This is a genomic window from Candidatus Hodarchaeum mangrovi, from assembly GCF_975850365.1.
Map to the genome: position 1 here is coordinate 1 of NZ_CDLCQJ010000064.1, position 15,932 is coordinate 15,932.

14 protein-coding genes and 1 pseudogene are annotated in these 15,932 nt (G+C 34.0%); 2 read left to right on the forward strand and 13 right to left on the reverse strand.

The window, feature by feature from the left end; all coding sequences use genetic code 11:
- From ACWVCY_RS06350 to ACWVCY_RS06385, 8 genes and pseudogenes are all read right to left on the reverse strand, one after another.
- Positions 1-265: pseudogene (locus ACWVCY_RS06350) on the reverse strand (hypothetical protein); the annotation flags it as partial.
- A gap of 4 nt (positions 266-269) precedes the next feature.
- Positions 270-1,253, reverse strand: a complete 984-nt coding sequence (locus tag ACWVCY_RS06355) for an SDR family NAD(P)-dependent oxidoreductase (RefSeq protein ID WP_455141257.1) — start codon at positions 1,251-1,253, stop codon at positions 270-272.
- Positions 1,250-2,140, reverse strand: coding sequence for an SDR family NAD(P)-dependent oxidoreductase (locus ACWVCY_RS06360; protein WP_455141259.1), 891 nt, complete (start codon positions 2,138-2,140; stop codon positions 1,250-1,252). Before ACWVCY_RS06360 ends, ACWVCY_RS06355 begins: the two co-directional genes overlap by 4 nt.
- 7 nt (positions 2,141-2,147) lie before the next feature.
- On the reverse strand, positions 2,148-2,582 hold the full coding sequence (locus tag ACWVCY_RS06365) for an SCP2 sterol-binding domain-containing protein (RefSeq protein ID WP_455141261.1): 435 nt from the start codon (positions 2,580-2,582) through the stop codon (positions 2,148-2,150).
- A 114-nt stretch (positions 2,583-2,696) separates the two neighbouring features.
- The gene (locus tag ACWVCY_RS06370; RefSeq protein WP_455141263.1) at positions 2,697-3,218 is read right to left on the reverse strand and encodes a hypothetical protein; all 522 of its coding nucleotides are present in this window, start codon (positions 3,216-3,218) and stop codon (positions 2,697-2,699) included.
- Positions 3,219-3,227: 9 nt separating this feature from the next.
- Positions 3,228-4,484 (reverse strand): DUF1116 domain-containing protein, encoded by a 1,257-nt coding sequence (locus ACWVCY_RS06375; RefSeq protein ID WP_455141265.1) that lies wholly within the window; start codon positions 4,482-4,484, stop codon positions 3,228-3,230.
- A gap of 202 nt (positions 4,485-4,686) precedes the next feature.
- Positions 4,687-6,252 (reverse strand): acyl-CoA synthetase FdrA, encoded by a 1,566-nt coding sequence (gene fdrA, locus ACWVCY_RS06380; protein WP_455141266.1) that lies wholly within the window; start codon positions 6,250-6,252, stop codon positions 4,687-4,689.
- Positions 6,253-6,298: 46 nt separating this feature from the next.
- Complete coding sequence (locus tag ACWVCY_RS06385; protein WP_455141268.1) at positions 6,299-7,549, reverse strand: acyl-CoA dehydrogenase family protein; 1,251 nt, start codon at positions 7,547-7,549, stop codon at positions 6,299-6,301.
- A 156-nt stretch (positions 7,550-7,705) separates the two neighbouring features.
- Between ACWVCY_RS06385 and ACWVCY_RS06390 the strand changes: the two genes are divergently transcribed.
- Together ACWVCY_RS06390 and ACWVCY_RS06395 are read left to right on the forward strand one after the other, a co-directional pair.
- Positions 7,706-10,033, forward strand: coding sequence for a xanthine dehydrogenase family protein molybdopterin-binding subunit (locus ACWVCY_RS06390; RefSeq protein WP_455141270.1), 2,328 nt, complete (start codon positions 7,706-7,708; stop codon positions 10,031-10,033).
- Positions 10,033-10,500, forward strand: coding sequence for a (2Fe-2S)-binding protein (locus ACWVCY_RS06395; protein ID WP_455141272.1), 468 nt, complete (start codon positions 10,033-10,035; stop codon positions 10,498-10,500). Before ACWVCY_RS06390 ends, ACWVCY_RS06395 begins: the two co-directional genes overlap by 1 nt.
- 8 nt (positions 10,501-10,508) lie before the next feature.
- Here the strand turns inward: ACWVCY_RS06395 and ACWVCY_RS06400 are convergent, their stop codons facing one another.
- The 5 genes from ACWVCY_RS06400 to ACWVCY_RS06420 form a co-directional block, all read right to left on the reverse strand.
- Positions 10,509-11,723, reverse strand: coding sequence for a hypothetical protein (locus ACWVCY_RS06400; RefSeq protein ID WP_455141274.1), 1,215 nt, complete (start codon positions 11,721-11,723; stop codon positions 10,509-10,511).
- Between the two features lie 241 nt (positions 11,724-11,964).
- Positions 11,965-12,435: a winged helix-turn-helix transcriptional regulator gene (locus tag ACWVCY_RS06405; protein ID WP_455141276.1), complete on the reverse strand. Its 471-nt coding sequence runs from the start codon at positions 12,433-12,435 to the stop codon at positions 11,965-11,967.
- Positions 12,436-12,910: 475 nt separating this feature from the next.
- Positions 12,911-13,414, reverse strand: coding sequence for a metallophosphoesterase family protein (locus ACWVCY_RS06410; protein WP_455141278.1), 504 nt, complete (start codon positions 13,412-13,414; stop codon positions 12,911-12,913).
- A 72-nt stretch (positions 13,415-13,486) separates the two neighbouring features.
- Positions 13,487-14,566, reverse strand: a complete 1,080-nt coding sequence (locus ACWVCY_RS06415; protein ID WP_455141280.1) for a hypothetical protein — start codon at positions 14,564-14,566, stop codon at positions 13,487-13,489.
- Positions 14,567-14,719: 153 nt separating this feature from the next.
- Positions 14,720-15,932 (reverse strand): hypothetical protein (locus tag ACWVCY_RS06420; protein ID WP_455141282.1); only part of this gene is annotated, 1,213 nt, incomplete at its 5' end.

Consider the following 15,932-nt stretch of genomic DNA (forward strand, 5'->3'; position numbering starts at 1 on the left):
GTCCTCCACCCGCTGATCCCGCGAGTTGAGACTTATAGGGTTTATTACTAAATATTGAATAAGCAGAGATTAGTAATAGGAGGACAATCCATAAATCCGGGAGGGGAAAAGATGATTCAAATGCGAAATAAATTGGATAAAGTTCCTCAGAAGAGGGGATAGATTTGAATATATCGAGAAACCAACCGATCCAAAAACCAATAATAGCAATAGAACCAACTATTTCAAGAGTTACAATAAATTTTTCATTTTTATCAATGCTCATGATATTAAACTCCATAGAATTTTGCTATAATCCAAAGGAAGAACTCTCGTGAAATTATACGTTGTAGGAATAATAAAAGCGTGGTTTGAAGTAGCGAACCAGCGGTGTAAAAACTTTTAGGATTTCTTGTAGAGATAACTTGAGTAATCTTTTTCGACACTTTCATGGGTGGAGGACTAATAATCAGATTCTGAATAATATTTGTCCATACGATTAATGATCTGGTATAATATGGAGAACTTTTTTGCAGTGGAATTTCCTGAATCATAGAAGCTATTTCATCAGATCTGTATTTCGCTTCTGCTTTGTGTAAGGTTATCGTTGCAGCATCAAACGAGGTATTTATATCACCAGGAGAAATTGTTGTGACATGGATGCCAAAAGGTTTCAATTCTGTTCGTAGACTATCTGTGAGTCTGATAATTCCCGCTTTACTAATTGAATACCCTGCTTGAAAAGGGATAGTCGCCATCCCTGCCATTGATGCAGTATTAATTATTAAACCACTTCTTCGTTCTCGCATTTGAGGAAGAATCGCTTGAATCATCCTGACGTAACCAAGAACATTTACCTCGAATTGATGAATCCAGTTTTCAATAGGGGATTCTTCCACTGGGCCAAAGTATCCGATTCCAGCGTTGTTTATGAGAACATCAATAGCTGTATCATCTATATTCGTGATAAAATGACTTATTTCTTGACTTTTGGTAACATCAAGGGGAATAAAAGTGATTTGGTCTAATAAAAAATCTAGTTTCTCTTGAATATCCTGTGAAATGAAAATTTTTCCTTTTTTCAACATTGATTCTTTTTTATTACTATATTTATATCGTGTATGGTCTCTTAAGAAAATTTCTTTAAGAATTTCATTATCTCTTCTATTTTTATATGTACCAATTACTTCATGCCCTTTATAAGTTAAATAAATAGCATGAGACAACCCTAATCCTGAAGATGCTCCAGTAATAAGAATTTGTTTGGATTTCATTCTTCATCATGTCCATTTATAAAATCCAGTATATTATAGTTCTTCCATGGTCGAGTAAAAGGAATATCTGGAAGCTTCTCTTCATGCTGCATCTCTTTCTCAAAATAATACAAATAACTTGTTTCGCCAACAAGGTGCATTCCTCCTGCAACAGGTATCTCTGCCCCAGTAACCCATTCAGCAAGATCAGATATTAAAAATAAAATAACTTTTGCTACATCCTCAGGTCTCCCGATTCTTCCACGTGGAATCTGTTTAAGAAGTTCTTTAGCCAGAGAGGGTAGCTCTAATATCTCTTTCATCATTGGAGTATTTATAGCTCCAGGACGAATTGTATTCACGTTTATTCCATAAGGTGCTAACTCAAGAGCCAAACTTCGTGATAATCCAGAAATTGCAGCTTTACTAGTTGCATAAGCTGTTATACCTGCAACAGGAATTTGATCGTTAATACTTGAAATATTTACTATTCTTCCTTTGATCTCACGTTCTATCATGACTTTTGAGACTGTGTTACATAATAAATGTGTTCCTTTTAGATTAGTATCTAGTGTCCAGTCCCACTCTTCTTCAATTAAGTCATTATAAGCTGATAAACCACTAACTCCAGCGCAGTTAACTAGAATATCTATAGTATCAAATGTTGATAATGTTATTTCTACCAATTCATTAACTTGATGCGAATTAGAAACATCCGTTTTATGAAAAATCGCTTTGGTTCCAGAGGACTGTAATTGATGCTCTAATTGAGAACCTCCCTCCTGATCAAGATCAGCAATAACGATGTTAGCACCTTGAGATGCTAAAAGGATTGCAGCAGCTTTTCCAATTCCTGAGGCACCACCTGTAATGATTACAGTTTTATTCTTCAGATTTAAAAGGTTCATTACTCATCTATCCTTTATCAGTTGATTGAGATACATAATCTCCATGAAATTGAACGGGAATACTAGCTAGAATTTGAATCCATTTAACTGTACTATCAGAAGATCGTAACAGCTTAATTAATGATCCTTGTTTCAATTTTATTTTTCTCATAGTCAATGCTTTGGTCGCCCCCAGTTCCTGACGCAAAATTCTAACCCAATTTCCATATGGTCCCGCAATAACAAATTGAGTCTCTCTTAATCCCTCCCAAATTTCTTGTATTACTCCATCTTCTTCAGTATAACCAATGGTTATCGAATCAATTACCCTTTTTTCTGGTTCCGCCTCTAAAATAAAAGTAAAAGACTTTTTCCCTTCTCCTTTGCACATATCAAGGTATTCTTGATTCTCATTTGTCTTTTGTTGGATTGTTTTTAGATGTTCGTTACTTCCTAATAACATTAAAAATCCTCCTTATAATCGCTTTTTTATTATTTCAAAAATTTTAAAGATTGCTAGTAAAATTTTGAGGCTTAAATTTTGGTTTAGGGATGAAGACTTAAACCTCTATTACATCTATAAGTGCAATGGAATTTCAATAATTATTAAGAAAACTAATAGAGAAACAGTAATGGTGATAGATGCATACAGAATTCTAAATAGACCATGTGTATACATCCATTGAATCCGATCTATTGTACTTATACTTTTTCTCGCCAAATGACTTAGATTTCGTAATCTCTTTTGATCATCTAAAGAGATACTAGCTTGATCTAGAATTTTGGAAATATTTAAATCATGGTTGACCCGAGACAATCGCAACTTAGCACGGTATATCATTACTTGTGTCATTAACGAAATAAAAACCATTAAAAGCAAGAATAAGATGTTAATTCCTGCTAAGAACTGCGTTAATGTATTTATACCGTTGAGAAACAATTGCAAAGACAAAAATGTTAAAATACTTGCTGAAGTAGCTACTGAGGCTAAAGGGGTCGCTGCTGTTGTTAAATAGTCAATTCTATGACTTGAAATATCTAACAATTGAAGGAGTTCTTTTCTCAGTTCTATAGGATCATGAGAATGTTTCTGGTTCATTTCTATTCCTCATATGAGATACTTTTTCCCAAAAGATCTCAAGGCTTCTTGAAACATCTGAACAGGTGCTGCAGTCAATCCAGCTCCAATTTGTCCTATTCCTGCATCCTTATGAGCTATCCCAGTATTAATTAGGGGAGTTTCGTTAAGTTCGATCACTTTTCTAATATCAATTCCTAAAGGAGCTCCTTTGAAGTTAAGAAAAGGAATAGTATATGTTCCACTTGTCCCAGCAGTTATTTCATACATTCTTCTGGTTCGTGAAACAGCTTCATTAGCTGATCCTCCAACGAATGAAACTATAGCTGGTGATGATGCCATAGAAAAACCTCCAATTCCAATAACTTCAGAAATAGTTGAATCCCCAAGATCAAGACAGGCATCTTTTTCTGAATACCCTGGAAAGTATAATCCCTCAACCATAGTTGCTGGTGAGGTAAACCATTTTCTTCCAAGACCAGAAACTTGAATACCAATATCAGTTCCATTTCTTGCCATAGCTACTACTAATGAGCAATAATCAATATCTCGTGCTGCATCTGCGATCAATTTGGAATGAGGCATTGATAGGTTAAGATGAAAAATATCTGCATTCTCTTTAATAAAAGTAAGAATATCTTTGGCTATTTCATTTTCAACAGAATTATAGAGATATGGAACAATTTCACTCAGGAACAGATAAGTTCCTGACCGATTTCTATTATGTCCTTCATCTCCCATGTGTAATGACTCGGCAATAATGGCTTTAATATCAATTCCTCCAGAAAGTTTTATTGCTTTTTTAAGAGACGGAGCTAAGACCTCTTTCATCCAGATAAGTCGATCTAGGACATCTTTTCCCCAACCTCCAAATCTCAGAACTTTGCCCCTTCCTTCATTAATGGTACAGAACGCTTTTTTCTTAGTTTCTGGATCTTCTAATACAAATACTGGTTGATGTGGGGCTGTTATTCCAGTCATTGGACCAACAGTGTCATAGTCATGATTACTGTCAAATTCTATCTCTCCTGAAGCTGCTAATGTATAACCTTCTTTCAAATCGTGTGCTAATCCCTCATAAACTAAGATACCAGCAATAGCTCCTTTTAGAGGACCAGACATACTATCCCATTTAATTGGTGGTCCTGCATGCAATATGGTTTTTTTTGTCATTCTAGGAATAATATTATATGCCTCAAGTTCAATATCAACTAAAATAGGTCTAATTTTCTCCATCCTGAATAAGGCTTCTGTATTCGCATCTGTTATTTTCTTCTTAATATCCATTCAATCAAGTCCTATATTCATTATAACAGCTTTGAAAGTAAATCTATTAGTTCTGGGTCTCCTCCTGCGGGGGGTGTCCATCTGAGATGAATTATTTGAACACCTTGAGTTTCACAGGAATCTGCGAATGATTTTAATCCAATATTAACAATTGCTGGTCCTTTTTGTAATAATTCATCCAGATCTGACAGATTATCACTTCCTAATTGATTTGTTTTCTAAATGCAATATATGAGGCTAAAAGGGCAGCTTGTGCATTTGATGGCATGATATATACTCCAAGGTTCTTTAAAGTCTTGATTATTCCTTCATAGTCTTGAGGGTCAAGTTCAGTACCACAAACATGTGCAACAACAAAAATTTTATGATTTTGATTTTTCCAAGCTGTTAAAGCTTCCATCATATCTTCTACTGGATTTATATGCGATCCAAATCCAAGAACGAAGTCAATTAATATAACAGCAACTTGAGGGTCAGTAACTTCCTGTAGAAATCGTCTAGTTCTCTCAGTTTGATCGATCATAGGGTGAGGTTTCCCTACAGTAAATTCATCTGCTCCTAGATCAATCAAAGTATGTTCTCTACTTTTCATTGGGTCATCAAGTAATTCAGTATTCTTTAGGGAAATATTAGTCCATAATTTTTCTCCTTCAGGGAGATAGTCTAAGATAATCATCGCAGCTTCAAATGTAAAGGTTCCTCCTACATAGAGTCCTCTTATATATTTTTGCTTAGCTGATAATGATTTTATACTTTTATTGATGAGCAAAGAAATTTCAGATAGATTAGAAAATTTCCCAATGACTCTTTTTAATGACTTTTGTTTGAAATAATATTGCGCAGAGAGAGCTGATTCTTCTAAGGTCCGAACGGTAATTGTGTGTGAAGACTCACAAAATCCAGGTTGCTTCCCAAGAAAATTAATAATAATATTTTTTTTACATTTTTTAACAAAATCAAGAACCCGATTAAAAGTTAAATCTTCTGGAGGTTTTGATACGATAATAATCAGCTCAATAGTAGGATCCTTTTCTAATGCCAGCAACCCATCAATCATAGATATACCCATGACTTTGTCTTTCACATCATTCGATCCTGTTCCCAGAGCATGCTTTATACCCACTCCAAGATGATGACATAACACCATGACTTCTTGAGTTCCTGTACCAGATGCTGCCACAATACCAATTGGACCTGGTTGAACAACATTTGCAAAAGCTAGTCCTACATTGTTAATCATTGCAGTTCCACAATCAGGTCCCATTAAAATTAGATTCCGTTTATGTGCTTCTTTTTTAAGGCGAATTTCATCTTCAATAGAGACATTATCTGAAAATAGTAACACATTGATATTTTTTTCAAGTGCAAGGCGTGTTTCTCGGACTGCATATTCTCCTGGAACTGATATTATTGTTAAATTAATATCAGGATTTGAAACTAGAACACTTCGTAATGATCTATATTCAAATGTTGTATTAAGACTTGATTCGACTTCTTCAGTTAGAAATTGAATAATAAAATTGATTGCATCCTCTGCATGAGTTTCAGATTTTGCTTTGACAGAAATAATGATATCATTCGGACTTGCCTTTTTAGCTTCCTCTGTTAATAAATTAACCTCCTCAAGCAATGGTTTATTCTTGGGAGTACCCATTAAAACAGAAGCAAGTTCGATTCCCTCTTTACGACTTGCTTGAGAAGCAGCACGCATTAACTGAACAGAATCACGATAATGCTGTTTAATAAGGTGAGTTTTTATAACACTCAAACTAATTTCAACTCATAAAGTGTAATTGATAGAGAATCTGTAGAAATTATTCAAATATCTTCTCTTCAGTAAATTCCGCTCCTATAGCGTCCAACTCAACGTCTCTTGGCTTTTTTTCAACTACCTGAGTTTCCAGTTCGTCGAAGTATTCGTGTTGGATTAATAAATTCATAATTTCATTTGTACCTGTCCAAATAGACATTAAGCGTATATCTCGAAGAAATCTTTCAATGGGATAAACATTGGTGTAACCAATACCCCCCATTATTTGCATGGCATGATTAATTATTGTCCATGCAGCTTCCGTGGCAAATTTCTTTGATTCAGAAACTAATCGTCGGATCGGACCATTAGTTAATCCTTTATTAGTGTCAATATGTCGTGAAGTAGAATAAATTAGACTACGGGCAGCATCAAGAAGAGTAATGCTATCAGCTATTTTGAATGATACTGCTTGGAATTTTTGTATTGGTCTTCCAAATGCCTTTCTTCGGGTGCTATATTTTGCCGCGATTTCAATACCTGCACGAGCACTTCCAACTGCACCTGCTGCTGAAGTCATCCGTTCCGGGATCATCATTTGGTTAAAAATATCGCCTCCTGAATTCAGAGATCCAATAAGGTTTTCTTCTGGCACAAAGACATTTTCAAATAATAACCTTCCCGTTCCACCTCCTCTTGAACCCATCAATCCATATACATGTTTAGTTTGAACTCCAAACTTTTTTTCAACCATGAAAGTACTAATCGTTTGTCTAGGATCTGAAGTAGAAGACCCAGTTTTAGCATACACCAGAAAAACATCGGCTCCTTCAGCTCCAACGACAAAACGTTTTTGTCCGTTAAGAACGAACCTATCCCCATCTTTTTCAGCGGTACAGGTTGCACCAAAGAAGTCTGACCCACCTCGAGGTTCGGTCAAAGCCTCAGCACAGAAAAGTTTACCTCGTAGGATTGGTTCAAGATATTTTTCTTTTTGATCAGGAGTTCCAAAATGCTCGAGTGCTTCTCCTACGATACTGGGTAAGGAATATAGGCATCCTAATGCTGGACCTAATACCCCGATTTCCTCTATAACACTTGTTTCAGCAACCCAGCCAAGTTCTCTTCCACCTGACTCATGTTTGAATCGAAGACCCAATAGCCCCTGACTACCTAGATCTTCAATATATTTAGTTGGATATTGTATTTCTTCACGATCCATCTGGCGTAGGAGACTAGGTAAAACAGATTTAACAAACTCTCGTGCTTGATATTTGACTTTAAGTTCCTCTTCATTTAAAATTACATCATACATGGACATAAAACCCCTAAAACTTGATGAAATTTTTAGTATTCAATTTTATTTAACTAATTCTCCCTCAATGTTTGAGATTTATTTTTCCTTAATCTTCCCTCTAGAAATTTATATAGGTAAAGATATATTATAATCCCTCTCAACAGGTGTAATATATTGGAATATAAGTATGTAGGTAAACCAATTCCCCGTGTCGATGCACTTGAAAAAGTAACCGGAACTGCACAATATATAGATGATCTTAGATTTCCTAGAACTTTATATGTTAAAGTTTTACGAGCTGGAGTCCCCCATGCTTTAATAAAAAATATTGATTATTCAATAGCAGAAAGATCTAACGGTGTTATAAAGGTTATTACTGGCAAATCGAAGATTTTTGAAAATTACAAATTAATTGGTACCTGTATTTTTGATCAACCACCCATAGCTTCAGAAAAAGTAAGACATGCAGGAGAAGTGATAGCTGCTGTCATTGCACATACTGAAAAACAAGCAAAAGAAGCAGTTAATAAAATTACGGTGGATTATGAGGAATTACCGGCAATTTTTGACCCTTTGGACGCTATAGTTCCAAATGCTCCCTTAATTCATAAAGATAATGGAAATTACACACATTTACCTACATTTCAACCCATCCCCTCCACAAATATTTTCTACAAATATAATTTGAAAAAAGGGAATTTTACAAATGTATTCGAAGATGCTGACATATATGTTGAAGATGATTTTGAGTATCCATTAATGAATCATGCAGCCATTGAACCACATGGGGCAATTGCTTTATGGGATTTAACAGGTGAGCTTCATCTGTGGAGTAGTTCTCAAGCACCTTTTGTTTTACGAGAAGTATTAGCTCATCTCTTTGATCTGGAAATGAATAAAATTCATATTCACATTCCCAATTACTTAGGAGGGGGATTTGGAAGTAAATCTGATTATACTATTGAACCATTATTAGCGTATATTGGCAAATCTGTACCAGGAAATTATGTTAAATGGATTCTTACAAGAGAGGAGGTTTTCAAAGGTACTGTGTTAGGAAGGGGAATGAAAGGGCATATGAAGATAGGTGCTAAGAAGGATGGTACACTAGTTGGTATTGAAGCTCAACTATATTTTAGTGATGGAGCTTATGGAGATACTAGTTGTAATATAGTATTAGCAGCTGGACACAACTGTGTAGGACCTTATTATTTTCCAAACTGTAATTTAACATCAATGGGTATTTATACAAACACTCCTCCAGTTGGTGCATATCGTGGATATGGCCATCCCGAAGGTCAGTTTATGATTGAGCGATTAATGGAAAAATTAGCTCATAAATTAGAAATTGATTCTAAGAAAGTACGATTTCTAAATTTTTTGAAACCTGGACAGACAAATTCTTTAGATCAAATCATTACTGAGCATAATGGTAATATAAGGGAGTGTTTTACTTTAATGACCCAAGCTCTTGAAGCTACTCCTTTACCTAAAGAAGATCCGAAATATTTTTATGGACGAGGTGTATCAGCCTTGGTAAAATCCCCTGTTCAAGCTGCAAACGCTTCCTCAAATGTTATACTTAAATTCAATGAGGATTTAACTGTGAATATTTCAATAGGAGGGATTGAATTGGGTCAAGGAAATCGAACAGTCTTGGCTCAAATTGCTGCTGAGAAGTTACAAATCCCTGTTCAGAACATTAGAATTAATCCTGAAATTAATACACAATTATCTCCTTATGAATGGCAAACTGTAGCTTCTATGAGTACCATGCGGATTGGTAATGCCATAATAAACGCGGCAGAAAAAGCTATCATGCAGTTCAAAATTAATGCAAGTTTTGTACTTGAATGTAATCCTGATGGTTTAATTTACAATGGAATTGAGGTCTCAAATGGGAATCAAAGCATTCCATTAGAAAAATTGGTTTTAGGTTATCAATATCCTGATGGTCATACTGTGGGAAATCCAGTCTTCTCAACAGGCTCTTCTGTGGTTCGAAATGTCACGTTTCCTGATTTGGAATCAGGAAAATACCAACCATATGAATGGACTTTTGGTAGTCAGGGTGTCGATGTACGAATTGATAAAGAAACTGGAGATGTAAAAGTTTTACATGTTGTTACAGCACTAGATATTGGTCAGGTTATTAATCCTGAGACTGCAAAAGGACAAATAATGGGGGGTGTTATGCAAGGTCTTGGAGCTGCGTTAATGGAAAAAATTGAATTTAGTGAGAAAGGAGAAATGATCACTAAGAATTTTCGACGATATCAAATCCCTCATCTATCTGATATGCCCAAATATACCTGTATTTTTATTGAAAATCCCCAACCAAATGGACCGTTTGGATGCCGCCCAATGGCAGAACATTCAGTCATTGGACCTCCACCGGCTATTATGAATGCAATTCAGAATGCAACTGGAATTTCGATTAATGTATTACCTGCAACACCCGAGAAAATATTAAAAGGATTAGAAAAACAGAGGGAAGCCTAATGGAAGTTAGAATAACAGTCAATGCGATCAATTACACTATTGATGTAGATCAAGAGACCAGTTTGTTATATGTTATTCGAAATCACCTGAATTTGACCGGCACTAAAAATGGATGCTCACAAGGACATTGTGGTGCGTGTACAGTTGTTTTGAATGGCAAAGCTGTTAAATCATGTCTGCTAAAACCAAAGAAGTATAATAATTCTCAAATAACTACAATTGAAGGAATTCAACATGGACTAATGTTGCATCCTATTCAGGAAGCGTTTATCTTAAAGAATGCTGTTCAATGTGGATTTTGTACACCTGGATTTATCATGGAACTTTTTGCTTTATTTTTAAAAGAACCGAAAGCTGACAAACAACAGATTGAGAAAACTTTAGAGGGTCATTTATGCCGTTGTACAGGATATTTACCTATACTTGAGGCTGCATTACTTGCACAACGTTTAATTCAAGGGAAATAAATTAAATATTAGCTATCTTCTCTTTTCAAAATTACCAAATGTTCAGTCTTTATTCTTTTACTTTTTCTCCCTGTTGATGGATTTTTCTCTAATTTAAAAATATTTCTCGATTTTATGGTATCAATAAGTGTAATCTTATGATACCATCCACAATTTTGGAAATGTTCAACAATAATATCATCAAGTGGTATGGGTGTTGAATGTATAGTTGCTGGGCCAAGAAAAATGCATAGATAGTCCTCTATCTGTCTACTAGTCTTTTCTAATATATTTAATATGGAATAAAAATACCTTTCATACATTTGGAGCAATAATGGGGACTCAATCTTTTCTTTTATGCTATAAAATAAATTAGAATGTACTTTGATGGGATGGACATTGTTGTAAGGTATTTCTTGCTTAGATAAATTTTTTATGTCTGTATCATTAAATCCTAGCCAATATAAAGCAAGTTTTGTTGATCGAATGTATTCTTGAGCCTGTAAATAAGGAGGGGATGTCAAAAGAAGGCCATATTTTTTTTCTAATCGCATTTTTTGAGAATTTATTCCAGCTTCAATAATAAATTTAACATCTTGAGGATTTAATTGATTATAAGACCTTAAATTGGTGATAAACTTCCTAATTTCATTTTCCAAAGTTAAAAAAAAGTTCTTTTTCCAATCATGTTGTAATAAATTCGTAATTTTTTTGCGAGAATAATTCGATTTTATTAATTTATGAATTTTATCATCAGCTAGGGAATAATATTGAGTGATTTTAATTAAGGGTAAAAAAATCAGATTTTTTTGTTCTGAAGGGAGTGAATGGGTATACCCCCAAGCTTGTGTTAGAATAGGTAGAAATGTTTCAGGAAACCAATACATTATTCGTGACCAATTAGGATAATATTTTTCTGTTGAGTGTTGAATCTCTTTAATAAAATAAGAGGGGGAGAAGTAGGAAGGATCGCAAAGAATTGCATTATGAATCGTCTGAAGAAGGGGATTAAGATCCCAGAGCTCATAATTATACCCATAAAGTCGTGCAACAATTCCTACTGTTCCATATCCCGCAAATGGATCGAAAATAGATTTATTTTTTTTTGGATGAAAATTTTTTAAGACGTATGCTACTACTTGTGGAATAAATTTAGCAGGATACCGATAAAGGGCGAATGCTCCATGTGTAGTTGAGGGAATCTCGGATATCATTGATCTAAAGGAAATTGATTGTTTAAACAATAAATTCAAAACCCTTTGTTCAAAGATTAACCTTTCCTCTAAAAGAGTGACTCGAATAACCTGATGATATGTTTTTCTACAATATTAGGGAAAATTCTCTTTTACCAATCTCAAGATTATTGTCTTTTATATTTTGTCTTGTGAATTATAAAATTATTTAATTTTACAATCTCAAGAATTTTCATATTCAATTATCAAAAAAAGTAGAGGTGGTTCTTAATCTATCTTCTAATACAAATCTTTAGTCTATTAACTCATTTTGGCTAACAACTTCTGAGTTAAGATTGAAAGTCCATTGAAAGAGTTCTCGTGCTTTATCGATATCAATAGTTGCAACGCTATTATGAATGCAACTAAATGAACGGCATTTTTTCTGTTTTATATCTCCCCATTTCAACCCCCATCCTTTAAGAATCCCAAATATAACAGCGAAATCCTGCCCTCTTTCAGTTAGAACATATTGCACACGGATAGGCATTTTATCACTAATTACTGAGCGTTCGATTATTTTATTTTCTTCAAGGAGTGATAATCCTTCAGAAAGAACCCTAGCTGAAATTTTCTGACCATATTTTCCTTCAATTTCATTTTGAATGTCTGTAAAGAAAGAATTTGGGTGCATTAACAATTCACAGATTATTAAACTAATCCATTTTTTACCAAGAACCTTGATTGGTAACATTGCAGCACAATCATCATTTTCTTCAAACATTTTCGAAAATTCCTAATATTTGTAACAGATGCAGTGATTTTTCTTTTTTTAAAACGAAAAGCATTTTTACTTGATTTTATTTAATTATATCACTATTGTTACTAGGTAATAATTTTGTTACTTAATAAACTTTCTACACAAAAAATAATCCCCTTCATTTCTTGCATTTTGATTAAAGAAAAGTACTTTTCTTCATAGATTGTCTTAATATTCTAATTGTTTTTATAAATAATTTCTATTTTTTTAAATACTAATAAAAGGGAGAGAGAATATCAATGTCTATGATTGTAGAAAATCTCTCAAATGAAAGAAGGATTAAAACTATTTGGATCTAAAACTGAATTAAAATAACAAAATATACTCTATCGTGGAAATAATACCAATGAGATTTAATAAGAGAATCTCTCAAATAGTGTAATTAATATATTCATTCTGTTTTCGTTAGATAGAAGCGTTGAATTTTAAGAAAAATATCTTAAATATCAACAAATTTGAAATTAAATTCTCGTTTCTCTATTTGCATAAGGGCGATAGAATTGTTTGGAGCAAAATATTTATCAGTTGGCGAACCAGGATTAATAAATTGAATCTTATGAAAAATTTTTGCTTCTGGCTGATGAGTGTGTCCACAAACGATGATATCAGGTAGCTGTTCTTTAGAAAATCTCTGAAATCTTGAAACAATTCTTTCATAATAGCCTGAAGGGCCTCCATCACCATGAATCAGGCCTACTGTAACTTCCTCAATTCTAATTCGAAGGATGCTTGGAAGGGCACGAATTACATCTGAATGACACATATTTCCATGAACCGCTTTAACAGGAGCGGTATTAGCAAGATCTTCTATAACCTTTAATTCTTCAAGATCACCGGCATGAAGAATAAGGTCACAATCAGAGAAATACCTAGTTATGGATGAGGGGAGATTTTTCTTTCGGGAAGGTATGTGTGTATCTGAAATTAAACCAACTTTTTTCATTATGGAGTTTGAAAATTACTAATTTAATTTACTTCCTCCAAAGAGATATCAAAAAAAAGAGAAGGAGAATGGTTATTTTCTTCTTCGTAGAATTAGTATGGGGATCATAGCTAAAAGGAGGGGGAGTATAGCAAATCCAGGAGTAGAAGACACAGATTCTTCTTCAGCCACGGTCCAGAGGCTAAAATGAGTCGTATTGCAATAAAGAGTTTCCCCTTGCATCGATTGATTTTTGGGGACTTCCCAAGCGTTACTAGATTCATTAAAGAACATAAATTTTAATTTTTCCATATTTTTAATACCAAGCTGATTTTGGATTTGGTTTGTAAAAGTATATGAGAATTGAGCTTCTATGCCAACAGATTCATTCAATTCTATTGCCATTGTTTGAGTTCTAATTTGATGTCGAGCTTGTGTCATGACTTTTGGTGGTGTTTCGTATTCTGTTATGGTAAGCGATGCACTCTTATTCAATTGAAGCTGTAAAGAAAAACCATGTTGTGTTTTGATTTGATATTGATTACCTGATTGAAGGGTAAAAGCTGTACCATTTTGAGCATTGAAGGGTGTTCCTGGTGTAGGATTTCCTTCTGATATGGTATCAAGGGCTAAAATAGTCCATAAGGAGAAGTGTGTTGTATTACAACAAACAGTTGCACCTGTTGGAGTATATTCAACCCAATTTTGAGCAGCGTACTGCCATTGGAATGTTGTTGTATTAAAGAAAGCCCAACGGTATGTAGAAACATTGCCCTCACCTATCTCAGCGAATGTATAGTTCCGATACATTGTAGCATTCATTGATACAGATGCATTAAGTTCAATGAACATATAACGATGGACAGCACGAGTTCTATTTGGTAAAGGACCGACTGGGTTATGGTCACAAGAATTGAGATGCAATTGAACCGATTCATTAACATGAAGACGGATTAGAGTACCATTCTGTATTCGAAGTTGATAACGGAATCCTGCTGAAATATTAACTCGACTTCCGTTTTCAACATTAGTCCAAGGAAGTAATGGGGGTTCATAAGCTTTTGTTGCTAATTTTGGTAATTCATTTAAGGAAGTCACAGTACCTATAGATGAGGTTTCTAAAAATAATACTCCTAGTAACACCATAATAGGAATGATTTTTTTATTTTTCATTTTATATCACATCATATTTGAACTAATACGTATGTTGAAGTATTAAGTCGAATAAATAAGATATTTTCAGTTTTAATTTATTTGAGTAACACTTTTTTTCCAAATGATATTAATGAACAAAATAATTGAAAAGGGAATATTTATTGCACTTAGTTATTGGGTTTTACGACGTCTTTCCAAGGCAAGGAGAAATTTGTTATATTTTTCTGAGTTGAAATGATATTTTTGACCATTCAATGTTAATAAATTTAATTTTTCAAGTTTCTTACAATGGTATCGAACCGATTCCCGTGATTGGCCAATATAATCCGCTAAGAGTGAGAGTTCCCAAGATTTTGATTCTTTGAAAGCTTGTGCTACTTTGTAACCTCCCCCAGAAATAATGGCAAAGTAAATTTCTAGAAATATTGGATCAGGAGTATTATTTAATAAATAATATATCTCATATTGTCCAATAACTGTCCTATTAATTAGCCGAAAGTCTTCAAGAACCTGTAAATGCCACCTCAGACTTGATGTGCCTATATCTAACTCTCTCTTCAGTTCTCGAAAATGAAGAAAATCTTTTGTTACAAGGATATCCAATATTTGATTTCGATATTCATTATCCGTAACATCATAATCATCAAGTCGTCTAATAATGGGGGGATATAAAATATGACCAATAAATAGAATTGGGCCTAAAAATAGGGTTTCTAGCATCTTCCGATCTTTTGGTAAATCAAGAATGGTTTTTTGTTGTATAAATAACCATTGTGACACCACATAAACTAAACCAAAGATTAGAAGAGATAATCCTCCTATAATTGTTACTGTATTGAGTATTTCATCATTGAATAATAATTTTGGGATTATAGGAAAATCTGAATTTTCCGAAGGCTCAAATTCTACTAATATATTTAATCCTGTTCCAATAATTGAGGAAAGAAAGTTTGAGAGATTTTCAAGGGAAGCAGAAATCGTTACTGGAGAAATAGGAGCACTAATAACATACCCTTTTCCCTCTTGAAATGCATTTATACATGCATTACCATTCGATGTATTCTGACTTTGAGCAACCATTAAATGGTGATTAATAGCAGAAGTTATTCCAATTACTCCTTCTACAGAAAATTTTGAGTTATTTGGATAAAAAATTGGTTGTTGACAGAGAGTCTCATTGATTACAGTGAATTCTAATTGTTCTGATATATTTCCAAGGGGGTACTCTTTCTGGCCTTGGGAATTAATTACTAATCCTAATAGTGAATGAAAAGAACCAGAAAAACGCCAAATCTGACTTGAAATAATCCCAAACAATCCCCCATTAGAGATAAAACTAGATAATTGGGGTGTAATTGAGTCATTTAGGGGATTAGGAATTTGA

Excerpts from the sequence above, each read along its gene's own strand:
- ACWVCY_RS06375 (WP_455141265.1), bottom strand. The coding sequence starts at position 4,484 with ATGGATATTAAGAAGAAAATAACAGATGCGAATACAGAAGCCTTATTC.
- ACWVCY_RS06360 (WP_455141259.1), bottom strand. The coding sequence starts at position 2,140 with ATGAACCTTTTAAATCTGAAGAATAAAACTGTAATCATTACAGGTGGT.
- ACWVCY_RS06365 (WP_455141261.1), bottom strand. The coding sequence starts at position 2,582 with ATGTTATTAGGAAGTAACGAACATCTAAAAACAATCCAACAAAAGACA.
- ACWVCY_RS06355 (WP_455141257.1), bottom strand. The coding sequence starts at position 1,253 with ATGAAATCCAAACAAATTCTTATTACTGGAGCATCTTCAGGATTAGGG.
- ACWVCY_RS06415 (WP_455141280.1), bottom strand. The coding sequence starts at position 14,566 with ATGAAAAATAAAAAAATCATTCCTATTATGGTGTTACTAGGAGTATTA.
- ACWVCY_RS06410 (WP_455141278.1), bottom strand. The coding sequence starts at position 13,414 with ATGAAAAAAGTTGGTTTAATTTCAGATACACACATACCTTCCCGAAAG.
- ACWVCY_RS06405 (WP_455141276.1), bottom strand. The coding sequence starts at position 12,435 with ATGTTTGAAGAAAATGATGATTGTGCTGCAATGTTACCAATCAAGGTT.
- ACWVCY_RS06385 (WP_455141268.1), bottom strand. The coding sequence starts at position 7,549 with ATGTATGATGTAATTTTAAATGAAGAGGAACTTAAAGTCAAATATCAA.
- ACWVCY_RS06395 (WP_455141272.1), top strand. The coding sequence starts at position 10,033 with ATGGAAGTTAGAATAACAGTCAATGCGATCAATTACACTATTGATGTA.
- ACWVCY_RS06370 (WP_455141263.1), bottom strand. The coding sequence starts at position 3,218 with ATGAACCAGAAACATTCTCATGATCCTATAGAACTGAGAAAAGAACTC.